This is a genomic window from Pandoraea thiooxydans (assembly GCF_001931675.1).
Classification (GTDB): Bacteria; Pseudomonadota; Gammaproteobacteria; order Burkholderiales; family Burkholderiaceae; genus Pandoraea; species Pandoraea thiooxydans.
Window position 1 is genome coordinate 2100775 of the sequence record NZ_CP014839.1, and the last position, 25289, is coordinate 2126063.

General features: G+C 63.4%; 22 protein-coding genes. 7 read left to right on the plus strand and 15 right to left on the minus strand.

Translation table 11 applies throughout. From position 1 onward, the window contains the following. Nucleotides 1-5: 5 nt before the first annotated feature. Nucleotides 6-1625: an OpgD/OpgG family glucan biosynthesis protein gene (locus PATSB16_RS09650; RefSeq protein ID WP_047213942.1), complete on the minus strand. Its 1620-nt coding sequence runs from the start codon at nt 1623-1625 to the stop codon at nt 6-8. A 208-nt stretch (nt 1626-1833) separates the two neighbouring features. Here PATSB16_RS09650 and gor point away from each other — a divergent pair, with 208 nt between their 5' ends. Beyond that, complete coding sequence (gene gor, locus PATSB16_RS09655; protein WP_047213943.1) at nt 1834-3192, plus strand: glutathione-disulfide reductase; 1359 nt, start codon at nt 1834-1836, stop codon at nt 3190-3192. Nucleotides 3193-3235: 43 nt separating this feature from the next. Here gor and PATSB16_RS09660 read toward each other — a convergent pair whose 3' ends face one another. The 5 genes from PATSB16_RS09660 to PATSB16_RS09680 form a co-directional block, all read right to left on the minus strand. Further along, the gene (locus PATSB16_RS09660; protein ID WP_047213944.1) at nt 3236-3997 is read right to left on the minus strand and encodes a phytanoyl-CoA dioxygenase family protein; all 762 of its coding nucleotides are present in this window, start codon (nt 3995-3997) and stop codon (nt 3236-3238) included. 37 nt (nt 3998-4034) lie between these two features. Then, the gene (locus PATSB16_RS09665; protein ID WP_047213945.1) at nt 4035-4316 is read right to left on the minus strand and encodes a hypothetical protein; all 282 of its coding nucleotides are present in this window, start codon (nt 4314-4316) and stop codon (nt 4035-4037) included. Between the two features lie 161 nt (nt 4317-4477). Continuing rightward, nucleotides 4478-5101, minus strand: coding sequence for a c-type cytochrome (locus PATSB16_RS09670; RefSeq protein ID WP_047213946.1), 624 nt, complete (start codon nt 5099-5101; stop codon nt 4478-4480). Nucleotides 5102-5145: 44 nt separating this feature from the next. Beyond that, nucleotides 5146-6486 carry a hypothetical protein gene (locus PATSB16_RS09675; RefSeq protein ID WP_047213947.1) on the minus strand — a complete coding sequence of 447 codons (1341 nt, stop codon included), beginning with the start codon at nt 6484-6486 and terminating at the stop codon, nt 5146-5148. A 129-nt stretch (nt 6487-6615) separates the two neighbouring features. Continuing rightward, nucleotides 6616-8226 carry a peptide chain release factor 3 gene (locus PATSB16_RS09680; protein WP_047213948.1) on the minus strand — a complete coding sequence of 537 codons (1611 nt, stop codon included), beginning with the start codon at nt 8224-8226 and terminating at the stop codon, nt 6616-6618. A 521-nt stretch (nt 8227-8747) separates the two neighbouring features. On the opposite strand from PATSB16_RS09680, the gene hpnI reads away from it, so the two are divergent. From hpnI to PATSB16_RS09700, 4 genes are all read left to right on the plus strand, one after another. After that, on the plus strand, nt 8748-9938 hold the full coding sequence (hpnI, locus tag PATSB16_RS09685; protein ID WP_047213949.1) for a bacteriohopanetetrol glucosamine biosynthesis glycosyltransferase HpnI: 1191 nt from the start codon (nt 8748-8750) through the stop codon (nt 9936-9938). 90 nt (nt 9939-10028) lie between these two features. Beyond that, nucleotides 10029-11453 carry a hopanoid biosynthesis associated radical SAM protein HpnJ gene (gene hpnJ / locus PATSB16_RS09690; protein ID WP_418303896.1) on the plus strand — a complete coding sequence of 475 codons (1425 nt, stop codon included), beginning with the start codon at nt 10029-10031 and terminating at the stop codon, nt 11451-11453. Nucleotides 11454-11457: 4 nt separating this feature from the next. Then, nucleotides 11458-12300: a hopanoid biosynthesis-associated protein HpnK gene (gene hpnK, locus PATSB16_RS09695; protein WP_047213950.1), complete on the plus strand. Its 843-nt coding sequence runs from the start codon at nt 11458-11460 to the stop codon at nt 12298-12300. Continuing rightward, nucleotides 12297-13310, plus strand: coding sequence for a lysylphosphatidylglycerol synthase domain-containing protein (locus tag PATSB16_RS09700; RefSeq protein WP_047213951.1), 1014 nt, complete (start codon nt 12297-12299; stop codon nt 13308-13310). The genes hpnK and PATSB16_RS09700 overlap by 4 nt, the downstream gene beginning before the upstream one ends. Before the next feature lie 36 nt (nt 13311-13346). On the opposite strand, the gene PATSB16_RS21010 is transcribed toward PATSB16_RS09700, so the two are convergent. The 9 genes from PATSB16_RS21010 to PATSB16_RS09740 form a co-directional block, all read right to left on the minus strand. After that, nucleotides 13347-13517: a hypothetical protein gene (locus PATSB16_RS21010; RefSeq protein ID WP_169834598.1), complete on the minus strand. Its 171-nt coding sequence runs from the start codon at nt 13515-13517 to the stop codon at nt 13347-13349. 149 nt (nt 13518-13666) lie between these two features. Then, nucleotides 13667-13789, minus strand: a complete 123-nt coding sequence (locus PATSB16_RS09705; RefSeq protein WP_047213952.1) for an MFS transporter small subunit — start codon at nt 13787-13789, stop codon at nt 13667-13669. A 20-nt stretch (nt 13790-13809) separates the two neighbouring features. Continuing rightward, nucleotides 13810-15198 carry an L-lactate MFS transporter gene (locus tag PATSB16_RS09710; RefSeq protein WP_047213953.1) on the minus strand — a complete coding sequence of 463 codons (1389 nt, stop codon included), beginning with the start codon at nt 15196-15198 and terminating at the stop codon, nt 13810-13812. Between the two features lie 148 nt (nt 15199-15346). Continuing rightward, on the minus strand, nt 15347-15580 hold the full coding sequence (locus PATSB16_RS09715; protein WP_047213954.1) for a formate dehydrogenase subunit delta: 234 nt from the start codon (nt 15578-15580) through the stop codon (nt 15347-15349). Then, on the minus strand, nt 15581-16420 hold the full coding sequence (fdhD, locus tag PATSB16_RS09720; protein ID WP_052892643.1) for a formate dehydrogenase accessory sulfurtransferase FdhD: 840 nt from the start codon (nt 16418-16420) through the stop codon (nt 15581-15583). It lies immediately after the preceding gene. An 18-nt stretch (nt 16421-16438) separates the two neighbouring features. Then, nucleotides 16439-19342 carry a formate dehydrogenase subunit alpha gene (fdhF, locus tag PATSB16_RS09725; protein WP_047213955.1) on the minus strand — a complete coding sequence of 968 codons (2904 nt, stop codon included), beginning with the start codon at nt 19340-19342 and terminating at the stop codon, nt 16439-16441. 36 nt (nt 19343-19378) lie between these two features. Then, entirely contained in the window at nt 19379-20932 is a 1554-nt protein-coding gene (locus PATSB16_RS09730) for a formate dehydrogenase beta subunit (RefSeq protein WP_047213956.1), read from the minus strand. Next, complete coding sequence (locus PATSB16_RS09735) at nt 20929-21405, minus strand: NAD(P)H-dependent oxidoreductase subunit E (RefSeq protein ID WP_047213957.1); 477 nt, start codon at nt 21403-21405, stop codon at nt 20929-20931. Before PATSB16_RS09735 ends, PATSB16_RS09730 begins: the two co-directional genes overlap by 4 nt. Nucleotides 21406-21697: 292 nt before the next feature. Further along, complete coding sequence (locus PATSB16_RS09740) at nt 21698-22774, minus strand: substrate-binding domain-containing protein (RefSeq protein WP_047216446.1); 1077 nt, start codon at nt 22772-22774, stop codon at nt 21698-21700. A gap of 607 nt (nt 22775-23381) precedes the next feature. On the opposite strand from PATSB16_RS09740, the gene PATSB16_RS09750 reads away from it, so the two are divergent. Both PATSB16_RS09750 and PATSB16_RS09755 read left to right on the plus strand, forming a co-directional pair. After that, entirely contained in the window at nt 23382-23651 is a 270-nt protein-coding gene (locus tag PATSB16_RS09750; RefSeq protein ID WP_237170331.1) for a hypothetical protein, read from the plus strand. 24 nt (nt 23652-23675) lie between these two features. Continuing rightward, a complete protein-coding gene (locus tag PATSB16_RS09755) occupies nt 23676-25271 on the plus strand; it encodes a PepSY-associated TM helix domain-containing protein (protein ID WP_047213959.1) in 1596 nt (531 codons plus the stop codon). The last annotated feature ends 18 nt before the right edge of the window (nt 25272-25289 follow it).

Below are 25289 nucleotides of genomic sequence, written 5' to 3' on the forward strand. Positions count from 1 at the left end.
CGTCCTCACGCCCCGTAGACGTCAGTGGAATCGAACGGATAGTACTGATACAGCCAGGTCTCGGTCAGCGTTTGATCGCCCAGCTTCAGGTACAGCCGCATATCGACCGGCGCCTTGCCGTCGACCTTCAGATCGAATTGCGCGCGCCAGTGTCCGGGCACGCCGTCGGGCACCGCCTCGGTGAACACGTACGAGAACGTGCCGCGCGAGGCCCACGGCACCGCCTCGGGCAGCGTGCCGAAGGGCAACTTTTCGAGCGGCTTGCCCAGAAACTCGACGACGAACTTGCGCACTCCCTTGGGTCGCGGCAGGCCCGGTTGGCCGCCCCGCCCCAGGCGGGTCGCCACACAGCGCGCGAGCGGACTCGGGAAAGGCTCGTCGGCCAGCCAATAAAGCCGGTAGCGCAAGCGGTAGTTGTCGCCCGCCTTGGCCGGCGCCTTGGGCACCCACATGGCGACGATGTTGTCGTGAATTTCGTCATCAGTGGGAATTTCCACCAATTGCACGGTACCCGCGCCCCACCCTTCGAGCGGCTCGACCCACAGACTCGGGCGCCGCTCGTAATGCACGCCGTCGAGGTAGTGATCGAAATTGCGGTCGCGCTGCAGCAGGCCGAAACCGCGCGGGTTATCGTCGGTGAACGCCGAGGCGGTGGTGTGCGGCGGATTGTTCAGCGGGCGCCAGATGTGCTCGCCCGCCCCGGTCCACATCGCCAGGCCATCCGAGTCATGAACTTCGGGGCGCCAATCGACCCCTGCGCCCTTGGCCGTCTCGGAGAACCAGTACATCGACGTGGCCGGCGCGATACCCAGGCGCGCGACGTCGCGCCGCAGAAACAACGCCGCATCGATGTCCATCAGCACCCCCTTGGCGCGCTGCATGACGAAGCGATACGCGCCGGTGATGCTCGGCCCGTCGAGCAGCGCGTAGACGGTGACCGTGTCGCTATCTGACGTGGGGGTCTCGAAGTAAAAATTGGTGAAGTTCGGAAATTCCTCCGGCTGCCCGGCCTGCGCGACGTTGATGGCGATGCCGCGAGCCGACAGACCATATTGGTAGAGCGCCCCGATCGCACGGAAATAGGAAGCACCAAGAAATGCGACCCAGTCGTTCTTGCGCCAATCGAGTTTGTGCTGGTCGCCCAGCCGGCTTTCCTGAAAACGAAAACCCGCAAATCCGCTACCGGGCGGCAACTGGCGTGCCGGACTATCGGCCGGCATGTGGAAGTCGGACGCGTCATAAATGATTTCACGCGCCTTGGCACCGGCCGCGCCGTGCGAGACGACATGCATGTGCACGGCAACCGGGAAGAATTTGCCGAGCGGAAAAAACGTCACGGGAAATTGGCCTGGCCCATTCGCGAACAATGCATGGTCCGTATTGAATTTGACGTGCCCGAGCGCCTGGTAATTGATTTTGTCGAGAATGTCCCTGGGCGGCGACGGCGGCGCCACATAAGGCTTGCCCGACAGTGCGCGAGCCTGGTCGATCAGTCCGTCGAACGAAAATGGCGAGGCCTTGCCGAGTTTGAGACGATCTGCGGCCAGCACCGGCGGCGTGAGACCCAGGGCTGCCAGCGCGGCGGCGGCGGAAGTGGAGGCGAGGAAGGAGCGGCGTTTGACCATAAGACCGGCGGGGCAATAAGAAAAAACGGATTTGATGGTAGCACGCGGGGTAAGTTCGGTCCGCGCGGCAAGCCTCGGGACAGTGAGGCTCACGCCGATTTACCCGGAGTTGGCGGGGCGATCGGGCGCGCAGCAGCACCGCGCGCGGCGCTTTATACTTGGCAGGCCTTGATTCGTCCCATCCACCACATTTCTCGGGAGTACCGCCATGCCGCATTTCGACGTCGATCTTTTTGTCATCGGAGCTGGCTCGGGCGGCGTGCGCGCTGCGCGTATCGCCGCCGGGCACGGCGCCAAGGTAACGATCGCCGAGGAATATCGGGTGGGTGGTACCTGCGTGATCCGCGGCTGCGTGCCGAAGAAGCTGCTGGTCTACGCGAGCCGTTTCGCGCATGAATTCGAGGACGCCGCCGGCTTTGGCTGGCAGGTCCCGGCCCCCGCATTCGACTGGGCAACGTTGATCCGCAACAAGGATGCGGAAATCGCACGGCTGGAGGGTGTCTACCGTGCCAATCTCGATCGCGCCGGTGTCACGCTGGTGCAGGAGCGCGCGTTGATTGCCGGGCCGCAGACCGTGCATTTGCCGGCCAGCGGCCGCCAAATCAGCGCTCGAACGATTCTTGTCGCCACCGGCGCTCGCCCTCACGGGCTGAATATCCCGGGCGCCGAACATGCAATCAGCTCCAACGAGGCTTTCCACCTGGCGCGGATGCCCAAGCGGATCCTCATCGTTGGCGGCGGGTATATCGCCATTGAATTCGCCGGTATCTTCGCCGGCCTGGGCAGCCGCGTCACGCTGCTGCACCGCGGCCCGCATATTCTGCGCGGCTTCGACGACGACTTGCGCGAAGGGGTCGAACAGGCCTACCGCAAACAGGGTGTCGACGTGCGGCTCAACCTGACGCTGGCACGTATCGACAAGACCGACAGCGGGCTTGCCGCGACGCTCTCCGACGGCAGCCGGCTTGAGGTCGACGAGGTCATGCTGGCGACCGGGCGAGCGCCATACACCGACGGGCTCGGGCTCGACATGGCAGGCGTGGCGCTCGACCAGGCGGGCGCAATCCTGGTGGATGAAGAGTCACGCACGAACATTGCGTCAATCTATGCCATCGGCGATGTGACCAACCGGGTCAATCTCACGCCGATGGCGATCCGCGAAGGTCACGCGTTTGCCGACACGGTATTCGGCAACCGGCCGACACGGGTCGATCACACGCTGGTGCCCACGGCGGTGTTCTCCACGCCGGAACTTGGCACCATCGGCCTGACCGAGGCCCAGGCGCGCGAACGCCATCCGCGCCTGCAGGTATACAAGTCGCAGTTCCGCCCGATGAAGGCAACGCTGTCGGGACGCGACGAGCGTGTGTTCATGAAATTGCTGGTCGACGGACAGAGCGACAAAGTGGTCGGCGCGCACCTGCTGGGCGAGGCCAGCGGCGAGATGATTCAGCTGCTCGGCGTAGCGATGACGATGGGCGCCACCAAGGCCGACTTCGATCGCACGCTGGCCGTGCATCCGACTGCTGCGGAGGAATTGGTGACAATGCGCACGCCGGTGGCATGAACAGCTGGCGGGCGGTCATCGTGTCGCCGCCCCGCCTGCGGCATCACTGGCCCAACGCGACTTCTCCCGAGGCTGCCGAGCGGGTGCCGGCCAGCGGTGGATTGCTCGCCCCGCGATAGGCAAACACCACCGAGAACTTGGTGTCAGTGGTGGCATTGCGATTGGCGGCGTGAAAGGTGCCGCTATGAAACAGCACGACGTCGCCCTGCTGCAGTTCGATGGTTTTGCCCTGGGCCATGAGCGCTTGATTCTCGGGTACGTCGGGGCGCAGGAAATCGAGCTCATCGAGTTGCGCGCGGCCGATATCCATCCGGTGCGAGCCGGGAATGAAGCGCAGGCCGCCGTTCGTTTCGGTTTCCGGTCCGAGCGCCAGCCACACGGAAATCAGATCGGGCTTCGCGAACGACCAATAGCGAATGTCCCGGTGCCAGCCCGTCGCGGTACCGTAAGCCGGGTGTTTGGTCATCACGCAGTTGTGATGGGCCAGTGTCAGATAAACATCTTCGCCGAACAGCTGTGCCAGCGCGGCAACCAGACGCTCGTCACTGGCCCACGACTTGAAGCAGGCATGCCGCCCGTAAGCTTGCAGCAGCCGGCGCACGGTGCGCCCGCCCGGCGCCTCGAGCGAAGATGGGGCGCCCTCATAGCCCACCTGGGCCTCGTATTCGACCGGGGCCTCGGCACGGGCCAGGTGCTCCCTGGCCACCTGCAGCATCTCTTCACAGCTGTTTTGCGGCACCATGCCGCGGATCACCAGGATGCCATCGGTACGGAATGTTTCGACTTGCGTTGCTGAGAGGGCCATTGCGCGCTGCTGCGTGGGGTGTTTCGAAGGCGCTATCTTACTCCGGCTGGTCGCCATTGTGGGTCTGGTACGGGTGCTGGACGATCGCTTGCAGGCGGGCGAGTTCGCGCGTCATGCAAGCCAGCTGATATTCGAGCTGGCATGCGCGCCGCCGCATTTTTGTCAGCTTGTGGCGCAGCGTTTCGGTCTGCATCCAGTGGTCCGGATACAGCACGAACCGGCCGTCGGGCCGCTCGACCGCGCCAATGCCGGTTTGCCCCATCACATCGATGGTTTCCAGGGCAAACCGCCGAACCTTTTTCGTGATACCTGCGGCCATGGGGATTCTTTGCGTGGGTCGTCGGGCGCGCTATTTTGCCACGAATCACGCCTTGCCAGCGACTGTGTCGCAATGATCCCGGCACTCGGCCTCTGCATGATCAAATGCGGCACACGCCCCCCCTTCAGACGCGCGGCGCCGATTACGACGCCGCGTCGGGTTCATTTGGAGTTCAGGTAGGCTGCCACGGCCTGGGCTTCTTCGCCATTCAAGGCGTGCGCCACCGCCGTCATCATCGGCGCGTTGGCACGCGTGCCGTTTTTGAAGACACCGAGCTGGCGCAGCAGGTACTCTTCATGCTGCCCCGCCAGACGCGGAAATTGCCCCATACCCTGGGCTTCGGCGCCGTGGCACGACGCGCAGGCCGGCACCCCGGCGCTGGGCACGCCATGATGGAAAATGTCCTCGCCCTTGGCGATCAGGGCCGGATTGCCGCCAGGCGTGCCGGGTGTCGGGGTTTGGTGCGAGTAGTACTCGGCCAGCGACTTGATCGTCGCGTCATCCAGTTGCGAGGCCATCGCCCACATGTAGGAGCGCGCATCAGTCTCGCCGCGCGCATGATTGTGAAAACTATGCAGCTGGTTCTCGAGGTACTCCTGAGTTTGCCCGGCCAGGCGCGGAAACATCGGCGACTCGCTGTGCCCGCCGGGTCCATGGCAGCTCGCGCATAGTTGTTGGGCCAGTTTCTCGCCGTTCTGGGCGTAACTCAGGGTCGCGGTCGACGCCAGCCCGGCAGCGGCCAGCATCGCCATCGTCAGCAAACGCAAAGCGAAGGTATTTTTCATGATGGTAGTGTCCGGTCAGTTAGCAGATATGGTGGACGATCCCGTCAGAACACGAACCATCCCGACATGTAGAGGAAATTATTGTCGCTGGCATTTCTGCCGTTGCCGTCATAGTTCGACTTCGCGCCGTTGAAAGCGAGGTACCAGGTGTACTGCAGCGAGAGCTTGGCCTGCGGCACCGGCAAGTAATCGACCTCGAAGATCAGGCCGCGCGTGTCGGGCAAGCCGTTGGCGCTGCCGGTGACCGGCGCCGGCGCATACAGCCCCGGGTCGGCGGTGCCGGTGGTGGAGAAATAGGCCAGCGTCGCGCCGTATTTGCGCAGGTAGTAATAACTTGCCTTGACCTTGAGCGTGTTCAGGTTATCGCTCGGGTTCGAGGGCGTGGGCCCGGCGCCGATGCCGCCGCTCGCATAGCTCGCACCCCAGTTTTGTTTCTCGTGGATCCAGGTCGCCTGTACCGAGAACGCATTGGACAACGTGATGAACTGGTACTGTGCGTCAAGCGCGTAATCGCTGAACCGATCGGTTGGTGTGCCCGGAATGGTGTTGTCCGGGTAGCGGTCGGCGATCATACCGTAGGTGCCGATCATCAGGGAGTTCGGGCCCCACTCCTGATTGTACGCAAGGCGCCAGTAAGGGTTCTCTCCTCTGAGGCGGGCCACGCCGCCAGGCGTGCCGGTATCCTGGCCCGCGCGGAACACCGAGAACATTTGGTCAGCCGTGCGATACATACCCAGTTCGGCATAGATATGGCGTTGCCAGAACACGTAGGCACCGACCCCCATGACCTGTTGCGCCAGGCCGCCGTCGATCAGTGCACCGGCGAGCGGCGGCACCGACACGCTGCTCGACGCATACGGGAATCCGAAAGCCGGCGTGCTGTTCCAGACGTCGGAGACGGTCGGATTATTGTTGACTGTCACCCCGAAGATGAAATCAACGTCCTGTTGCGTGAAATGCCAGGCGGCGCGGATATCCGTATTGTCGAGCGCGCCGTGGTGCGCAACGCCGTCGTAAGTGACCTGAGCGAATGCGCCGACCGGGCCGGCGATGCGTCCGCCGTAAAACAGGCTCACTTGCTGCAGCGGCACGAAATCCTTGTCGCGCACGAAGTCGTAGTTGTTCTGATCGATGGTGCGCGTGCTGGTTATCGACGACTGCACCATCGCTGCCAGCGGAATCGTCCGGTAGTTCGTGAGTGTATATCCGGTCAGCTTGAAGAAGCGCCCGAAAGGCGTCAACTCCGGAAAACTGACGTGGCACGCCACGCACGCCAACCCTGTCTGGCGGGCGAAGGCCGGTACCGCATCGGCCTCCTGGTTGAACAAGGCGGCCAACAGGATGGCCGTCAACGCGAGCAGGAACCGCTTCTTCCCGGTAGCCATTTTTATTCCCCTTTTTACGCTTTTTAAGTCTTTCCTACGGCATGACTAACCGTAGCACGCGCGTTTTGGGGCAGGAAATGGTAGCCGGGGGTTTCTTGATATGTGTCAAAAATCGGCGCCTTCGGCGCGCTATGAATGCAGTCCTGACTGGAAAACCAGGCCGGCGTGTTCGCGCAGCGCGTGGAACGAGATCTTTTCCCAACGCTCCTTGAGCACGGTGAGTTCGGCGGCATGCCCGACCAGCACGACCGGCGCGTCGACCGCGTCGAGCGCGACCCGGTGCGCATTGGCGCTCATGAAGCGCTTGAGTTCCTCGGGGGATTCCGCGGTGACCCAGCGGGCCATCCGGTAGGAGCTCGGCATCAGGCGAGGCTCGACCCCATATTCATGCCGCAAGCGGTGCGCGACGACATCGAATTGCAGCGCGCCGACCGCGCCGAGCAGCAGCATGCCGCTGGTCTGCGGACGAAACACCTGGATCGCCCCCTCTTCGCCCAGATGCATCAGGCCCGTGCGCAAATGCTTGACGCGCATCGGATCGGCCACCTCGACGCCATGGAACATTTCCGGCGCAAAGAACGGCAGGCCGGTGAATTGCAGATTCTCGCCCTCGGTCAGGGTGTCGCCCAACTGCAGCAGCCCGTGATTGGGAATACCGATGATGTCGCCGGAATAGGCTTCTTCCATCAGATCGCGGCGCTGCGACAGGAACGATACGGCGTTATTGGTCCGCACTTCCTTGCCGTTGCGGCAGATCTTCAGCCGCATGCCGCGCTCGAAACGCCCCGAGCAGATGCGCACGAAAGCGATCCGGTCACGGTGCGCCGGATCCATATTGGCCTGGACCTTGAACACCACGCCCGAGAATTTGGCCTCGTCGGGCAGCACGGTGCGCTGCAGCGCCTTGCGCGGCCCGGGCGATGGTGCCAGGTCGACCAGCGCATCGAGCACTTCGCGCACGCCGAAGTTGTTGATGGCCGAACCGAACAGCACGGGAGTCTGGCGACCGGCCAGAAACGCCTCGCGATCGAACGACGGCGAGGCGGCCCGCACCAGCTCGACCTCCTGGTGCGCCTGCTCGAAGGTATCGCCGAACCGCTGCATGTTGGCCGGGTTGTCGATTCCTTGAATCGTTTCGGGCGGCTCGCTCACGCGGTCGCTGCCCGGCTCGAACACCCGCATGCAGTCGTGGCGAATGTCGAATACGCCGGCAAACTGCTTGCCCATACCCACCGGCCACGTGAATGGCACGGCCGGCATGCCCAGCACCCGCTCGATTTCGTCGATCAGATCCAGCGGCTCGCGCACCTCGCGGTCCATCTTGTTGACGAAGGTGATGATCGGCGTGTTGCGGGCCCGGCAGACTTCCAACAGGCGCAGGGTTTGCGCCTCGACGCCGTTACCGGCATCGATCACCATCAGCGCGGCGTCGACGGCGGTCAGCACGCGATAAGTGTCTTCCGAGAAGTCCTGGTGACCGGGGGTGTCCAGCAGATTGATGACGCAGTCGCGATACTCCATTTGCATCACCGAGCTGGCGACCGAGATACCCCGCTGCTTCTCGATCTCCATCCAGTCGGAGGTCGCGTGCCGGCTCGCCTTGCGCGCCTTGACGCTGCCGGCGATGTGAATCGCGCCGGCGAACAGCAGCAGCTTCTCGGTCAGGGTCGTCTTGCCGGCGTCAGGGTGCGAGATGATCGCGAAAGTGCGGCGCTGGGCCGCTTGTTGGGTCACACTCATCGTGCATTCCTTGCTGTCATGGTTGTCTTGCCTGGCCTATTCACGCTGCCGCCCAGGCGCCGCACATCGCTGCCGAAAACAGCCAAGTCGGCGCTAAAACGCGAACCGAGCGGCGACAACATGGGAAATGGCGCTATCGATTTCTGGTTTTGGCAAGACCCACGCGTGCCCGCCTGAAAGCGGCTCCGAGCCGATGGACACGTTCGTGTGCGAAATTTGGTTTATCGTGAACCCGGGCCGCCCAGGCGGGCAAGCCCGTTGCCGGGATGCGGCATATTCCGGAAAAGCCGGAGGACCGCGGCGGTGAACGGCGCCAAAGATAGCAAAAGTCGGCCGTTTTATCAACGCTCCCGCCCATATCTGCCCGCCGGGCCGGGAGTGCGCCCGAGCGCCGGTAATCCACTATAATTCGGCACCACCCCGTTCCTTTTCCGCGATCCCGGCAAGGGAAACGGCCGCCGCCCCGAGCGCCAGCGATCGGGCCGGCCCGACGCCTCAGACATACCGGCCAGACAGCCAAAATGACTTCTCCACTGTTATTCGCTACCGCATGGGCGCTTGCCCTGGTGTGCTGCGCGGCGGCCGGCTATCAGGCCTTCGCCGCGCTGAGCACATTCAAGGCGGCAAAGGCCCGGCGCGTCACTCCGGTCGGACCGGTGCCCGGCGCGGTGAGCGTACTCAAGCCGTTGTGCGGCGCGGAACCCCGGCTGTTCGAGAATCTCGCCACATTCTGCGAGCAAAGCTATCCAGAAATGCAGCTGGTGTTCGGCGTGAGCGCCTCGGATGATCCGGCCATCGCCGTGGTCGAACGGCTGCGTTCGGCCTATCCCCGGCAAGACATCGCACTGGTTGTCGACTCGACCGTACATGGCCAGAATCTGAAGGTCAGCAACCTGATCAATATGGCCGCGCAGGCGCGGCACGACCTCCTGGTGATTGCCGACAGCGACATCGCTGTCGAGCCGGACTACCTCACACGCGTGCTGGCGCCCCTGGCCGATCCCGCTATCGGGATCGTTACCTGCCTGTATCGTGCGCAAGCTGTCGGCGGCCTCTGGCCACGTCTGGGTGCGCTGTTCGTCAATCAGTGGTTCGCGCCGTCGGTGCGCGTGGCCCACGCCGGGGGGTCGACCGACTTCGGTTTCGGCGCGACGCTGGCGCTGCGGCGCGCGACGCTCGAGCGCATCGGCGGCCTGGCGGCATTGCGCGACGAACTGGCCGACGACTACTGGCTGGCCGAACACGTGCGCCGGCTCGGTCTGCGCACCGTCCTGTCGGACGTCATGGTGAGCACCGATGTCGTCGAACCCGATTTCGGTACGCTGTGGGCACGCGAGACGCGCTGGTTGCGCACCATCCGCTCGATCAACCCGGGCGGCTACGCGTTTTTGTTCATCACTTTCGCCTCGCCGTGGCTGCTGATGGCAGCCTGGCTGGGCTATGGGTGGGCCGCGGCCGTGCCGCTGGGCTGGCCGGCCCGGTTGGCCGCCGGCAGCCTTTGGCTGGGCCTGGCGGCCCGCCTCGCGGTGCATGCGCTGGGCTCGCGCAGCGCCAGGCACTTTTGGCACGACCTGGCCCTCGTACCTGCGCGCGACGCGCTGCTGGCGCTGGACTGGCTGATCGCACTGTTCGGCTCGCATGTGCGGTGGCGCAGCGCGCAAATGCGTGTGAACAGCCACACAAACACTCTCGAGATAACCGATGGCGCGTGATTTCCGCTGCGCGCCAGGGCTTCCCCCCGTGATTATCGAATCGCGAGTATCATAATCCCCTAATTTTTCCTTCGCGCTTCAGGCTCAATGATGATGAAAACGCTGTTCCTGCAGGCCCCGTCGTTCGACGGTTTCGATGGCGGTGCCGGCTCCCGTTATCAAGCAAAACGTGAAATCCGTTCGTTCTGGTACCCGACCTGGCTGGCGCAACCGGCCGCCATGGTGCCGGACAGCCGTGTGCTCGATGCGCCGGCCGACGGCCTGTCGGTCGAAGCCACGCTCGACATTGCCGCGCAATACGACCTGGTCATCATCCACACCAGCACGCCGTCGTTCCCGACCGACGCCCTGTTTGCCGAGCACCTGAAAAAGCGCAAGCCATCGCTGAAAATCGGCATGGTCGGCGCCAAGGTCGCCGTCGAGCCGCATAATTCGCTGGCCGCCAGCGAGGCGATCGATTTCGTGTGCCGCGAGGAATTCGACTTCACCTGCAAGGAAATCGCCGAAGGCAAGCCGTTCGCCGAAATCCTCGGCCTGAGCTACCGTTTGCCGGACGGCTCGCTCGAGCACAATGAAGCGCGCCCGATCCTGGAGAACATGGACGAACTGCCGTTCGTGGCGCCAGTCTACAAGCGCGACCTGAAAATCGAGAATTACTTCATCGGCTACCTGAAGCACCCGTACGTGTCGATCTACACCGGTCGCGGCTGCCGCTCGCGCTGCACTTTCTGCCTGTGGCCGCAAACCGTCGGCGGCCATCGCTACCGCACCCGCTCGGTCGAAAACGTACTGGCCGAGGTGAAATGGATTCGCGACAACATGCCTGAAGTCAAGGAAATCATGTTCGACGACGACACCTTCACCGATTTCAAGCCGCGCGTCGAGGAAATCGCCCGCGGACTCGGCAAGCTCGGCGTGACCTGGTCGTGCAACGCGAAGGCCAACGTGCCCTACTCGACCCTCAAGATCATGAAGGAAAACGGCTTGCGCCTGCTGCTGGTGGGCTACGAGTCGGGCGACGACCAGATCCTGCTCAATATCAAGAAGGGCCTGCGCACCGACATCGCGCGCCGCTTCAGCGAAGACTGCCGCAAGCTCGGCATCAAGATCCACGGCACGTTCATTCTCGGCCTGCCGGGCGAGACGCACGAAACGATCGAGAAAACCATCCAGTACGCCAAGGAAATCAATCCGCATACGATTCAGATTTCGCTGGCTGCACCCTACCCCGGCACCTCGCTGTACAAGCAGGCGATCGAAAACGGCTGGCTGGAAGAAAACAAGGTCATCAACCTGGTCAGCGCCGAAGGCGTGCAACTGGCCGCGATCGGCTATCCGCACCTGTCGCGCGAAGAGATCTACCATCAGCTCGAGCGCTTCTACAAGCGTTTCTATTTCCGCCCCTCCAAGATCTGGGAAATCGTCAAGGAAATGCTGATGAGCTGGGACATGATGAAGCGGCGTCTGCGCGAAGGGGTTGAATTCTTCCGTTTCCTGCGCTCGCACCAGGCTTGACGCGGTGGCATTGCCGGCACAGCGGGCGCTGATCATCACGGCCGACGACTTCGGCTTGCATGAGCGCGTGAACCGGGCGGTCGAACGGGCCCACCGGCAAGGTGTCCTGACGGCTGCCAGCCTGATGGTCGGCGCGCCCGCCGCGCCAGAGGCCGTGGCAATCGCGCGGCAAATGCCCAGCTTGCGGGTCGGCCTGCACCTGGTGCTGGCCGATGGCGCACCGACGCTGCGGCCGGCGGCAATTCCCGATCTGGTCGACTCGCAGGGCCGGTTTGGCGACGACATGGTGCGCGACGGCGTGCGTTTTTTCTTTCTGCCTGCCGTGCGCCGGCAACTGGCGCTCGAGATTCGCGCGCAATTCGAGGCATTCGCCGCGACCGGCTTGCCGCTCGATCACGTCAATACCCACAAGCATTTTCATTTGCACCCCACGGTGCTCTCGCTGATCGTCAAAATCGGCCGCGAATTCGGCATGCGTGCCATGCGCCTGCCGTTCGAGGCCCAAGCGCCGGTCTGGCTCAGGCCCTGGATCGCATTGGTGTGCAAGCGGCTCGATCGGGCGGGCATCGCCCACAACGACTACGTTGCCGGCATCGCACATACCGGGCGCATGGACGAGCAAGTGATGCTGCAAGTGCTCGGCCAATTGCCGCCAGGCGTCGGTGAAATTTACTGCCATCCGGCCGAATCCGGTCACGAGGCGATCTCCTCCGGCATGCGCGATTACCGCCACGACGACGAGCTGGCGGCCCTGCTCTCGCCGCGGGTGGCCGATGCCATCCGGTCGGCCGGCGTCCGGCGCGGCGGCTTTGCCGACATCTTCGCCAGCCCGGGACGGCCGTCATGAAAAAATGGTTGCGTTGGGCTGGCTGGCCGGTTGGGATTGCAATCCTGCTGGCGCTCGTCTTGCACGAAGGATTGGGCGACGTCCTCGGTGTGATCGAAAAGGCCGGCTTCAGGCAATTGTGGCTGGTGCCGTTTCACGCGCTGCCGCTGCTGCTCGATGCCTTCGCGTGGAGCCTGCTGCTCGATCGACGGGCGTCGCTGCTTTTTCTGTGGTGGATCGCGGCGGTGCGCGAGGCGGTCAGCCGCCTGTTGCCGAGCGTGGGCATCGGCGGCGAAATCACCGGCATCCGCCTGGCGTCATGGCGCGTGCCCGATACGAGCCTGGTCAGCGCCTCGGTGATCGTCGAGGTGCTGGTGACGATCGCCGTGCAGTATGCGTTCGCCGCGCTCGGACTGGTGCTGATTGCCGCGCACACGCCCCACAGCGACCTCTTCAGAACCGTCGGACTGACCCTGCTGCTGTCGGTACCCGTGCCCGTGCTGACAGTCGTGCTGCTGCAACGCGGCGGAATTTTCCATGCGATCGAGCGCTGGGCTCGTCACCTGCTTGGCGACGAACATCCGCTGCTGCAAAAAATCGACGGCAAGCGTCTGGATGCCGATATCGACCGCATCATGCGCCGCACCGGCCTGCTGCTCCGTGCGTTCCTGTTGCAATTCGGCGGTTACGCGCTGGGCGCCTTCGAGAACTACTGGGCGTTGTCGATGCTCGGCCACCCGGTGTCGATCGCCGGGGCGTTGGCCATTGAAGCGCTGACCCAGGCGGTGCGCCATGCGGCGTTCATGATTCCGGGCGGGCTGGGCGTGCAGGAGATCACCGTGATCGCGCTGGCCCAGGTGTTCGGCGTCGATCGCGACGTCGCCCTGTCGCTGGCGCTGGTCAAGCGCATGCGGGAAGTGCTGTTCGGCTCCCTGGCGCTGGGGACCTGGCAGCTTGCCGAAATGTTGCGCAGCCGCGGCCTGCATTCGACGCGGATGCGTGAGACCCGGCCGGCCAGTCTGCCCGATTAGCGCGCGAGGCTGACGTCAGGGCCCCGGGTGCCGCTCTCAGCGGCGCTCGTCCCCGCCTTTTCGTTCGCCCTCCTTCGCATCGCCCTTGCCGGTATCGACCGCGACCGGATCGCTCGCCGGAAATGTTTCCCGCAGCGCTTCATCCAATTCGTCTTCCTGCTGCGCATCCTCCGCCGCTTGCTGCTCCTGTTTGCGTGACTGTGTCATTTGCATCTCCTTGGCGCGCCGCGCCCTTGCCTGATTCCATGGTCCTCGCTCGGTGCGACGCGCACAAAAAAAGAGGCCCGGGTCACCCCGAGCCTCCGTTTCAAAATCGACGTTTGACCAATCGAGCGGTCACGCCGCCGATACTGAGCTTACTTGAAAAGCCCCATGGCCTTCGTCAGCGTGTTGATCACGCCCCATGCCAAAGGAATCAGGACATAGGCCCAGAATATCACCATCAGGACCTTGTTTGTCGGGTGTTCTTGCGTTTGCATCATGGCTCCTTGCTGTTATATCAAACGGCGTCCGCTGCCATATGGTGCTTCTCGTGCACCGGCTTGACCAGAAGATTGCAGATAAAGCCCACCACCAGCAGTATCACCATCAAATGCAGCGTCATCGTGTAGGCGCCGGATTTGGCGACGCCGTGCGCGACCTGATAGGCACGGATGTAGTTCACCAGCACAGGGCCGGCGATCCCCGCAGCAGCCCATGCGGTAAGCAACCGGCCGTGAATGCCGCCCACGTGCATGGTTCCGAAGATGTCAGCCAGATAGGCGGGCACCGTGGAAAAGCCGCCGCCGTACATCGACAGAATCACGCAGAAGGACAGCACGAACAGGACGGTATTGCCGCTCGACGCGAAACCGGGCACGAAGTAATAGAGAATGCCGCCCAGCACGAAGAACACGTAATACGTCATTTTGCGACCGAGCAGATCCGACGCCGAGGCCCACACGAAACGCCCACCCATGTTGAACAGCGACAGCAAGCCGACGAATCCGGCGGCTGCAGCCGCGGTGATGGTGCCCTTGAAGCTCTCCTGGATCATCACCGACGCCTGCCCAAGCACCCCGATGCCGGCCGTCACGTTGAGAAACAGCACCAGCCAGATCAGGTAGAACTGGGGGGTCTTGAGCGCCTGGTCGATATGCACGTGATGGCGCGTGATCAGCTTGTGCGAGGCTTCAGCCGGCGGCGTCCAGCCCGCGGGCTTCCAACCGTGGGGGGGAATGCGGATGGCCAGCGAACCGATCATCATGGAGATGAAATACACGACGCCCAGCACGACGAACGTCTCGGCCACGCCGATACTGGTGGCGCTCTTGAAGTGATTCATCAGCGCCACCGACAGCGGCGCGGCGATCATCGCACCGCCGCCGAACCCCATGATGGCCAGGCCGGCGGCCATCCCGCGCCGATCCGGAAACCAGCGGATCAACGTCGACACCGGCGAAACGTACCCCAACCCCAAGCCGATGCCGCCAAGCACCCCATAGCCGAAATACAGCAGCCAGATCTGATGCGCCCATACACCGATTGCCGACACCAGGAAGCCGCCGCCGAAACAAAACGCTGCGGTCATCATCGTGCGGCGCGGTCCGACCTTTTCGAGCCAGCGGCCGGCAAATGCCGCCGACAGGCCCAGAAAGAAAATGGCCAGCGAGAAGATCCACCCGAGCGTGGTCAGCTTCCAGTCGTCAGGAGCCGACTGGGTGATGCCGATGACCTTCGTCAGCGGCCCGTTGAACACAGAAAAGGCATACGCCTGGCCGATACATAGGTGCACCGCCAATGCAGCGGGCGGCACCATCCAGCGATTGAAACCGGGCCCCGCAATCGTGGCCTCTTTGGAAAAAAAGGAAGGAGCACCTAAGGTTACCCCGTTCGCATTTGCACTCATTGATACGTCTCCGTTCTTAGAATAGAGAAAGCGCCGCCTGTAGCAACGGCTTTAGAAAGCTTCCTGCGTTTTGCTGCTGTCCTTCCTCCCGTAAAAGAAGTCGATCAAAAAAAAGCGCGGTTACCGCGCCTTGGCACCTCGGGTCATGTCACTGGGGTGGAGTCAGCGATGTGCGGTGCGCCTGCAGCGCCTCGCGCACGATGGCCGACATCGATTCGGCCTCCGGTGTATCGAGCATGGCCAGAATCTGACGTCGCATGCGCGGCTCCCATGAACGACGAATATGACTGGCAATATCGGCTAACGCCTGTGTGTGGTCCGGCATGGACGCAAAGAATCCGCCGATTTGGTTTGCCATGATGACCAACTGTCGCCCATTCATTCAAACGCTCCCTTCGATTCTGTCAAAACCTGTATAGATCACGCATTCGTCGCCGCGCACGAAGCCCACCAATGTCATGCCGGTTTGTTCGGCCACTTTCACGGCCAGGTGGGTGGCGGCCGAGACTGCGGCGACGATCTCGATGCCCGCCTGAGCGGCCTTCTGCACGATTTCAACGCTGGCGCGGCTGGTCATCAGCACGAAGCCGTCCTTGCCACGCCAGCCGGGCGTGCGAGCCAGCGCGCCGATCAACTTGTCCAGCGCGTTGTGACGCCCCACGTCCTCGCGAAACAGCACGATCTCGCCTGCCGAAGAACACCACGCCGCCGCATGCATGGCGCCGGTGCGCCGCTGCAGTGCCTGGTTGCCGACCAGCGCCGCCTGCGCGGCGGCGATCGCCTGGCGGCTCACGCGCCGAGTCCGCCCAAGCGCAGCCACCTCGCGCAATACCTCGGCCAGATTCTCCGTGCCGCACAGGCCGCATCCGGTACGCCCGGCCAGATTGCGACGGCGCACCTTGAGTTGTGCGAACGCGCGTGCGGCAATGTCGATATGCATCGTGATGCCCTGCGGCGAGACGCTCGGCTCGGCGCCGTAGCACTCGCCCGGCTCGGCGATGATTCCTTCGGACAGCGCGAAACCCAACGCGAAATCCTCCAGGTCGGCCGGCGTGGCAAGCATCACCGCGTGCGAGATGCCGTTGAACTCGAGCGCTACCGGCACCTCTTCGGCCAGATCGTCGAGCGCGCTTTGCCAGGCGCCCCGCCGGAAGCGCCGAACCTCGCGCGGCGCGTCCGGCGCCGGCAGCGCATCCAGATCGAGCGGATCAGCCGGCATCATGATCGACGTACCCGTTGGTCATTTGGCCCCCGCCGGCGCGGCGGCCGACTCCCGCTCGCGCAGCAACGCCAGCTGCTGTTCATTGAAGCGCGAGTAAGAACGCTGCCAATCCGACGGCTGCGTCACATGGCTGACCTGCACCGCCGTCACCTTGTATTCCGGGCAGTTGGTCGCCCAGTCGGAACTGTCGGTGGTGATCACGTTGGCACCGGACTCCGGGAAGTGGAAGGTGGTGTACACCACGCCCGGCTGCATGCGATTGGAAATCTGCGCGCGCAGGACCGTGGTGCCGGCGCGCGATTCGATGCCAACCCAATCGCCTTCCTTGATGCCGCGATCCTCGGCATCGTGCGGGTGAATTTCGAGCAGGTCCTCATGATGCCAGTGCACATTTTCAGTGCGACGGGTCTGCGCCCCCACGTTGTACTGGGACAGAATGCGCCCGGTCGTCAGCAGCAGCGGATATTTGCGCGTCACTTTCTCCATCGACGGGACGAATTGCGTGATGATGAAACGCCCCTGCCCGCGAACGAATTCACCCACGTGCATGATCGGCGTGCCTTCCGGCGCCTCGTCATTGCATGGCCACTGCAGGCTGCCCATCGCATCGATCTTGTCGAACGACACACCGGCGAAAGTTGGCGTGAGACTGGCGATCTCGTCCATGATCTCGGACGGATGCGAATAATTCATCGGATAACCCAGCGCATTCGACAGCAATTGCGTGGCTTCCCAATCCGCATAGCCGGCCAGCGGCTTCATGACCTTGCGCACGCGCGAGATGCGGCGCTCGGCGTTGGTGAAAGTGCCATCCTTCTCCAGGAACGACGAGCCGGGCAGGAAAACGTGCGCGTACTTCGCCGTCTCGTTCAGGAAAATGTCCTGCACCACGATGCATTCCATCGCCGACAGGGCTTTGGCCACATGCTGCGTGTCCGGATCCGACTGCACGATGTCCTCGCCTTGCACATACAGGCCAAGGAAGCTGCCATCGACTGCCGCATCGAACATATTCGGAATGCGCAAGCCAGGCTCGGACTGCAGCTTGACGTGCCATGCCGCTTCGAACTGGCTGCGTACTGTCAGATCGCTGACATGCCGGTACCCGGGGAATTCATGCGGGAACGAGCCCATGTCGCACGAGCCCTGCACATTGTTTTGTCCGCGCAGCGGATTGACGCCCACGCCCTCGCGGCCGACATTGCCGGTGAGCATCGCCAGATTGGCGATGGCGATCACGGCGGTCGAGCCCTGTGCATGCTCGGTCACGCCCAGGCCATAGTAGATCGCGCTATTGCCCGGCGTGGCATAAAGTCGCGCGGCTTCGCGCACCCAATTGGCCGGCACACCCGTCATCGCCTCTGTCGCTTCGGGCGCGTGTTCGGGCCGGCTGATGAACTCACGCCATTGCCCGAACGCCTTCTGCTCGCAACGCTCGGCAATGAAGCGCTCGGCAGCCAGCCCCTCGGTCACGATCACGTGCGCCATGCTGTTGAGCAGCGCCACGTTGGTGCCGGGGCGCAGCGGCAAATGGTAATCGGCCTTGTAGTGCGGGCCGCTCACCAATTCGATCTTGCGCGGATCGGCAACGATCAGCTTGGCGCCGGCGCGCAGGCGCTTTTTCAGGCGCGAGCCGAACACCGGGTGGGCGTCGGTCGGATTGGCACCGATCACGAACACGACGTCGGTTTTGTCGATCGACGCGAACGTCTGGGTCCCGGCCGATTCGCCCAGGGTCTGCTTCAACCCGTAACCGGTCGGCGAATGGCATACGCGCGCGCAGGTGTCGACGTTGTTGTTGCCAAAGGCGGCGCGCACCAGCTTCTGTACCAGATAGGTCTCTTCGTTGGTGCAGCGCGACGACGTAATGCCGCCGATCGAGTCGCGTCCGTACTTGGCCTGGATGCGCCGGAATTCCGAGGCGGCGTAATTGATCGCCTCTTCCCAGCTGACTTCGCGCCACGGATCGCTGATCTTGGCGCGGATCATCGGCTTGGTGATGCGGTCGGGGTGGGTTGCATAACCCCATGCGAAACGACCCTTGACGCACGAGTGTCCCTCGTTGGCCTTGCCGTCCTTGTAAGGCACCATGCGCACCACTTCGCTGCCCTTCATCTCGGCCTTGAAGGCACAGCCCACGCCGCAGTAGGCGCAAGTCGTGACCACCGAGTGTTCGGCCTGGCCGAGCTGAATCACCGTCTTTTCCTGCAACGTGGCGGTCGGGCAGGCCTGCACGCAGGCGCCGCAGGACACGCACTCGGAGTCCATGAACGGCTGGCTCTCGCCGGCCGACACACGCGACTCGAATCCGCGCCCGGAGATCGTCAGCGCGAACGTGCCCTGCGTTTCCTCGCAGGCGCGCACGCAACGGTTGCAAACGATGCACTTGGACGGATCGTAAGTGAAGTACGGGTTCGACTCATCCTTTTTGTCCTGCAGGTGGTTCGCTCCGGCAAAGCCATAACGCACCTCGCGCAAGCCGGTCACGCCAGCCATATCCTGCAGCTCGCAATTGCCGTTGGCGGCGCACGTCAGGCAATCGAGCGGATGGTCGGAGATGTAGAGCTCCATCACGTTGCGGCGCAACACCTGCAGCCGGTCGCTTTGCGTGCGCACCTGCATGCCGGCCTCGACCGGCGTGGTGCACGAGGCCGGCGTGCCGCGCCGGCCTTCGATCTCGACCAGACACAGGCGGCATGAGCCGAACGGCTCGAGCGAATCGGTCGCGCACAGCTTCGGAATGTTCACGCCGGCCTCGACCGCCGCGCGCATCACCGACGTGCCCGCCGGAACCGTCACCGACTGGCCGTCGATCGTCAAAGTCACATCGGTATCGGCATAGCGACGCGGCGTGCCGTAGTCGATTTCCGAAACCATGCCTGCCTGGGTTTTGCATCCGCAGGATGCCGATCCACAACTCATTGTCTTGCTCCTGAGAAAGGCCTGTTGTCAGCGGCCTCAGGCCGCGGCAGCGTGTTGACCGGGAAGCCCGAAATCCTCGGGGAAATGTTCCAATGCCGACATGACCGGATAAGGGGTCATGCCGCCCATCGCGCAAAGCGACCCGCTGAGCATGGTGTCGCACAACTCGCGCAACAGCTTGACTTGCTGGGCGCGCTGTTCGCCGCGCTGAATTTTTTCGATGACCTCGACCCCGCGTACCGAACCGATCCGGCAAGGCGTGCACTTGCCGCACGATTCCTTCACGCAGAAATGCATCGCGTAGCGCGCCAGGTCGGCCAGGTTGGCGGTATCGTCATGCACCACCAGACCGCCATGCCCGACCACCGCTCCCACGGCCGCATAAGCCTCGTAGTCGAGCGGAATATCCCATTGCGACTCGGGCAGATAAGTGCCCAGCGGGCCGCCCACCTGAACCGCCTTGATCGGCCGGCCGCTGGCGGCGCCGCCGCCGTAGTCATGGAGCAGCTCGCGCAGGGTCACGCCAAAGGCCAGTTCGATCAGACCGCCCTGCTTGATGTTGCCGGCCAGTTGAATCGGCAGGGTGCCGCGCGAGCGGCCCATGCCGTAATCGCGGTAAAAGGCCGCTCCCTGGGCGAAGATGATCGGCACCGAGGCCAGCGTCACCACGTTATTGATGACGGTCGGCTGGCCGAACAGGCCTGCCAGCGCAGGGATCGGCGGCTTGGCGCGGACGATGCCGCGCTTGCCCTCCAGGCTCTCCAGCAATGCGGTTTCCTCGCCGCACACGTAAGCCCCGGCGCCCTTGGCCACGGTCAGTTCGAACGCACGGCCGGAGCCGAGCACATCCTTGCCAAGCCAGCCGGCGGCGCGAGCCCGCTCGATCGCCTCGTTGAGCGTGGCGATCGCATGCGGATATTCGCTGCGCACGTAAATGTAGCCTTCGGTCGCGCCGGTCACCACCCCGGCGATGGTCATACCCTCGATCAAGCCGAATGGATCGCTTTCCATCGACAGGCGATCGGCGAAGGTTCCCGAGTCGCCCTCGTCGGCGTTGCACACCACATATTTTTGCGCGGCCTGCGCCTGCAGCACGGTGCGCCATTTGATGCCCGCCGGGAATGCCGCCCCGCCCCGCCCGCGCAAGCCGGAATCGATCAGCAGCTCACAGGCCGCCGCACCATCGAGCGCCAATGCTCTGCGCAAGCCGGCCAGCCCGCCGTGCGCGAGGTAATCTTCGGTCGACAGCGGATCGGTAATGCCGATGCGCGCGAACGTCAGGCGCTGCTGGCGCTTCAGGTAGGGGTGCTCGTCGACCACGCCGATGCGGCTGGCGTGCTCGCCGCCCGCGAGCCAGCCGGCGTCGAACAGTTCGGCCACCCGTTCGGGTTCGACGTTGCCGTAACCGACACGGCCCTGCGCGGTCTCGACTTCGACCAGCGGCTCGAGCCACAGCAGCCCGCGTGAGCCATTGCGCACGATTTCAACCGACTCGCCACGACGTTGCGCCTCGGCGGCCACCGCGGCGGCGATTTCGTCGGCGCCCAGCGCCAGCGCAGAGGAATCGCGCGGAATATACAGTCGTGTCATGCCGAAGCTCCTTCTTCCTGTGCGCGGGCCAGAATGGCATCGAATTTGGCTGGCGTCACTTTCGCATACAGCCGGTCGTTGATCAGCAGTGCCGGCGACTGCGCGCATTGCCCCAGGCAATAGATCGACTCGAGCCCCAGTGCCCCGTCGCGCTTGCCGTCGAACCGGCAACCGGTGTGTTCTTCGATGTGCGCGGCCAGCGCTTCGGTACCCATGCTTTGGCATGCCTCGGCGCGACACAGCTTGACAACCACTCGCGGCGGCGGACTATCGCGGAAATCATGGTAGTAGGTCAGCACGCCGTGCACTTCGGCACGCGAAAGGTTGAGCTTGCTGGCAATTTGCGGCACCAGTTCGGATGGCACGTAACCGGCGAGATCCTGCAATTCATGCAGCAACACGAGTAGTGAGGCGGGCTTGCCGGCATACCGCTCGATCACCGGCAGCAATGTTTCAGACGATTGTGGGGCCATGCGTTTATCTCCGGCGCGTTTAATATGCAAATACATGCATATTTAATCTCGGCGTTTTCTGATATATCACGTACCGAACAGTAGTGGAAATCCGCTTTTCTTTCAATCCTAGGGAAACTACCTACGCCTTGAATTAAACGGATATATCGATGAAATTATAATAATTTTTCTGGAAAAAAGCTTGCCGCCGGAGATTCGATCGGGCTGCTTATCAAAACTCAAAAGCAGTGAAGGCGAAGAATTTTAATCGTATTTTTTTGCATATGAAGCACTATGATCGTCGCTTCGCCGCTCAAACCGCCAGTTCCGGGAATAGATCAGCCAGCAATGTGACCTTACCGGTATCGCTACAACTGTAGCCCGGAATGGCGGCGACGGCCTTCTGATACGCGGCGCTCTGCATGATCGCCAGCAATGCCGCAACACTTGGGTTGTCCATTGCGTCGGCGGGAAAGATCAGGCTGTAGCGCTCGGTCAGAATCGGCAGGAAATCCAGATCGAATTGCGCGGCCGACGCTTCGATGCCCAAGCCGGCATCGGCCTTGCCACTGGCAATGTAGGCAGCGACCGCGGCATGAGTGAGCTCGACCGTTTCGACGCCATGAATCGACGCGGGACCATGACCGGTCTTGGCCAGCAACAAATCGAAAATAATGCGCGTGCCGGAGCCGCGCTCGCGGTTGGCAAAGCGCAGCGCACTGCCCGGTAGATCGTTGAACGAACGGATGCCGTGCGGGTTGCCGCGTGCCACGATCAGTCCCAGGCTGCGGGAAGCCACATCGGCCAGCATGTAGGATTTGCCCCTGATCAGCGATGCATAATGCGCCAGCACGGGCTTCGCAAACTCTCCCAGAGGCATGTGAAAGCTGGCCATCTCGCATTCGCCGCGCGCCAACGCCGCCACCGCCTCCATACTGCCCCGATAGCTGATATCGAGCGGCACCTCGGTGCGGGCAGCGAACTCCGCGAGCGCGGCCACCGCCATGCCATGGCTGGCAAATACGCGCAACTGCGGGCTCAGGTCGGCAACGGCTTCGTCCAGTTCATGCTGCAACTCCGAGGCCATGGTCTCGAGCAACGGCCCCAGACGGGCCAGCAGACGCTTTTCGCCCCAAATCAGCCGGCGCGAAAATTCCGTGAGTTGCGCGCCGCGGCCGCGTGCGGTCTCCAGCAGCGGCACGCCGAACGCATGCTCCGCATCTTTCAAATGGCCCCAGGCACCACGGTAGGACAACCCCAGTTGCTGGCTGGCCGCCTGTAGATTGCCATGACTCTCCACGCTTTCCAGCAGCGCCACCAGCCGCTCCAGGGATTGCTCCCCCTCGGCCAGACGCAGACGCAGCTGCGGATAGATCGCCAGTCTTTTCATATGCTTCATAGGACATGAAATAAAAGATAAATTACTTTAATTTTTCGGATTAAAAGCTTGTTTTAAATCTATTTTTTAAAATAACGCACCTGCTTCTTCATGTAAATGAATACCGAAATGAGTCGATTTCGCATTCTAGCCCGCTGGACCTGCAACGCAAGCGCCATGTCGTCACCAGCTCCACGAGACGCATTCAATCCCGGCAATGTTTGCTGGACGATCGAAAAATCGCATGATATAAATGCGACTCATTTTTATTTCGATTTGCAATATGCTCTCATCTAATCCGAATCCGGACATCTCTATCGCGTGCCGCACTGGCGCGACCCCGGCCCCATGAGTCTGCTTGGCGTCGGACTGGCGTTCGCCAGCGCCTTGGCCGCTTGTGGGGCCGCCGAACGGCAGCGTTACTCAGGCTCCTTTTGCTGCTTGAGTCGCCTGGGGTGGATCACCGCCCTGCTCCTGGCACTGCTGTCGTGGGCCGGCTGGATCGCCGCCGAAGGCTGGACGGCCGGCAGCGCAGCGACACTTATGGCGCTTGCCGCCGGCAGTGTGGCCTGGCCGTTCGCCCGCTTGCTGGTGAGGCCCGCGCCCTTGCGAGACAGGCGTGCGCGCCCTGTGGGCTAAAGCCGCCGCCGGCGTGCTGCTCGGCCTGCCGCTGAGCCTGGCCGCATGCGGCGCGCTCAGCTATGCGTGGCCCGGCACGCGCTGGCAGAGCACGGTGAATGCGGTGCTGCTCGCCTTTTTCCCGTTATGGCTGGCCGTCATATCAGTCGCCGTGGGACAGCGCTCGGCGCGGCAGACGTGGCTGGCGCTCGGCGTCGCCAATCTGCTGGCGTTCTCGGCACTCTGGGCCGCACGCCTGTGGCACGGGTGAATCACTCGATCGAGGAGTTTTGAATTGCGTGCCGATACGCTAAAAGCTTACGGGGCCATCCACACCTGGGTCGGCATCGTCGGCGGCTTTGCCCTGTTCATCGGATTCCTGTGCGGCGCACTGACGATCTTTCACAAAGAAATCGGTTATTGGGAACGCCTGGGCGAGCGCCATGCCGCGCCTGCCGGCAACGACGATGCCCAGCGGTTGATCGACGCACTGCTGCGCGCGCAGCCGGCAGCCCGGCAGGCGTTCTGGCTGATACTGCCGAACGATGAAGAGCCCAGCCCTCGGGTCTTCTGGCGCGCGGCACAGCAATGGAAGCAGGCCCGTCTGGCGCCATCCGGGGCGAGCGGCGCAGCCCCCGGCTTGCTCGAGGCAGAGCCGCGCCCCGGTCTGGCCGACCTGATCGATACGCTGCATTACTCGTTGGCACTGCCCGGCGTCGGGCTCTATTTGATGGGCGTCGTCGCCCTGCTCTACGGTCTGGCGCTGATCTCGGGTCTGATCGTTCATTTGCCGCGCATATCGCGCGACCTCTTCGCGTTGCGCCCGGGCGCCAATTTGAAACGCTTCTGGCAGGACGCCCACAATGCGCTGGGCCTGCTCAGCCTGCCGTTCCATCTGGTGTTCGCCATCACCGGCGCCATCCTGTGCCTGGCCACCCCCTTGATCATGGTCTTCAACGGCCTGGTGTATCAACAGCAATTGAATGCTGCGCTGCCTGCCATCGACGGTGTCGTGCCGGAGCACCGGTTCGCCGCCGCAGCAGGCCGGCCCTTGAGTGTCGCGCGATTGACCCATCGCATTGCCGGTGTGGCGCCGGCACTCAAGCCCACGGCGCTGGGTTTCGTTCGCTATGGCGAGCCGACTGGCGCGGTGGAAATACGCGGGGAATCGCGCCACACGCTCGGTACCCTGGCTGCCGTCGGATTGCGCTTGAATGATGGCGCCGTGCTGGCGGATCAAAGCGTCGGGCGGCGCGACCTCAACCATGCGCTGCGCAGCGGCGTGTATGGCTTGCATTTCGGCAGCTACGGCGGCCTGCCAGTGCGGTGGCTTTATTTTGCATTGGGTCTGGCCGGCGCCGGTCTGGTCTACACCGGTAATCTGCTTTGGCTCGAGTCGCGCCGCAAGCGGCACGTCGCGCGGCAAACGCGTGCCTCGCGCGTCATGGCAAGCATCACGGTCGGTGTCTATCTCGGCAGTTGCCTGGGTATCGCCGCCGCGTTCGCTTCTGCCCTGGCTGCACCGCAGGTGTCGTCGCTTGCGCCGTTTCTGAGCGGCCTGCTGTTCGCGCTCGCGCTGGCGCTGTGCTGCTCGCCCGCCCGCGCGGCAATCACCTTGCTCACCCTGATCGCCATCGCCTGTGCGGCCACCCCGCTGCTCGACGCCGCGCTCACCCCGGACAACCTGATTCATTCGTTCATGCAGAGCAACTGGCGCTTGGCCGGCATCGACTCGGCGGCATTGGCGGCGGCGGCAGCGTTTGCCCTGGCCGCCCGGGTCACTTGGCGCCGCGCCTGTCACGGCGACCCTTGCAGTATCTGGGCTTTGCCGCGGCAATCGGCCTCGCCCGGCGCGTGCCCGATCGATGCCGGTGAGAGACACCGGCGATAACCCAACGACTCAGCGTAT

What these genes read in the sequence shown, in the direction of transcription:
- PATSB16_RS09675 (WP_047213947.1), bottom strand. Translation starts at nt 6,486, where the DNA reads ATGGCTACCGGGAAGAAGCGGTTCCTGCTCGCGTTGACGGCCATCCTG.
- PATSB16_RS09740 (WP_047216446.1), bottom strand. Translation starts at nt 22,774, where the DNA reads ATGAAAAGACTGGCGATCTATCCGCAGCTGCGTCTGCGTCTGGCCGAG.
- PATSB16_RS09670 (WP_047213946.1), bottom strand. Translation starts at nt 5,101, where the DNA reads ATGAAAAATACCTTCGCTTTGCGTTTGCTGACGATGGCGATGCTGGCC.
- PATSB16_RS09665 (WP_047213945.1), bottom strand. Translation starts at nt 4,316, where the DNA reads ATGGCCGCAGGTATCACGAAAAAGGTTCGGCGGTTTGCCCTGGAAACC.
- PATSB16_RS21010 (WP_169834598.1), bottom strand. Translation starts at nt 13,517, where the DNA reads ATGACACAGTCACGCAAACAGGAGCAGCAAGCGGCGGAGGATGCGCAG.
- PATSB16_RS09680 (WP_047213948.1), bottom strand. Translation starts at nt 8,226, where the DNA reads ATGAGTGTGACCCAACAAGCGGCCCAGCGCCGCACTTTCGCGATCATC.
- hpnI (WP_047213949.1), top strand. Translation starts at nt 8,748, where the DNA reads ATGACTTCTCCACTGTTATTCGCTACCGCATGGGCGCTTGCCCTGGTG.
- PATSB16_RS09700 (WP_047213951.1), top strand. Translation starts at nt 12,297, where the DNA reads ATGAAAAAATGGTTGCGTTGGGCTGGCTGGCCGGTTGGGATTGCAATC.
- PATSB16_RS09730 (WP_047213956.1), bottom strand. Translation starts at nt 20,932, where the DNA reads ATGACACGACTGTATATTCCGCGCGATTCCTCTGCGCTGGCGCTGGGC.
- PATSB16_RS09705 (WP_047213952.1), bottom strand. Translation starts at nt 13,789, where the DNA reads ATGCAAACGCAAGAACACCCGACAAACAAGGTCCTGATGGTGATATTC.
- PATSB16_RS09715 (WP_047213954.1), bottom strand. Translation starts at nt 15,580, where the DNA reads ATGAATGGGCGACAGTTGGTCATCATGGCAAACCAAATCGGCGGATTC.
- PATSB16_RS09660 (WP_047213944.1), bottom strand. Translation starts at nt 3,997, where the DNA reads ATGGCCCTCTCAGCAACGCAAGTCGAAACATTCCGTACCGATGGCATC.
- PATSB16_RS09650 (WP_047213942.1), bottom strand. Translation starts at nt 1,625, where the DNA reads ATGGTCAAACGCCGCTCCTTCCTCGCCTCCACTTCCGCCGCCGCCGCG.
- hpnJ (WP_418303896.1), top strand. Translation starts at nt 10,029, where the DNA reads ATGATGAAAACGCTGTTCCTGCAGGCCCCGTCGTTCGACGGTTTCGAT.
- PATSB16_RS09710 (WP_047213953.1), bottom strand. Translation starts at nt 15,198, where the DNA reads ATGAGTGCAAATGCGAACGGGGTAACCTTAGGTGCTCCTTCCTTTTTT.
- fdhD (WP_052892643.1), bottom strand. Translation starts at nt 16,420, where the DNA reads ATGATGCCGGCTGATCCGCTCGATCTGGATGCGCTGCCGGCGCCGGAC.
- gor (WP_047213943.1), top strand. Translation starts at nt 1,834, where the DNA reads ATGCCGCATTTCGACGTCGATCTTTTTGTCATCGGAGCTGGCTCGGGC.
- PATSB16_RS09735 (WP_047213957.1), bottom strand. Translation starts at nt 21,405, where the DNA reads ATGGCCCCACAATCGTCTGAAACATTGCTGCCGGTGATCGAGCGGTAT.
- fdhF (WP_047213955.1), bottom strand. Translation starts at nt 19,342, where the DNA reads ATGAGTTGTGGATCGGCATCCTGCGGATGCAAAACCCAGGCAGGCATG.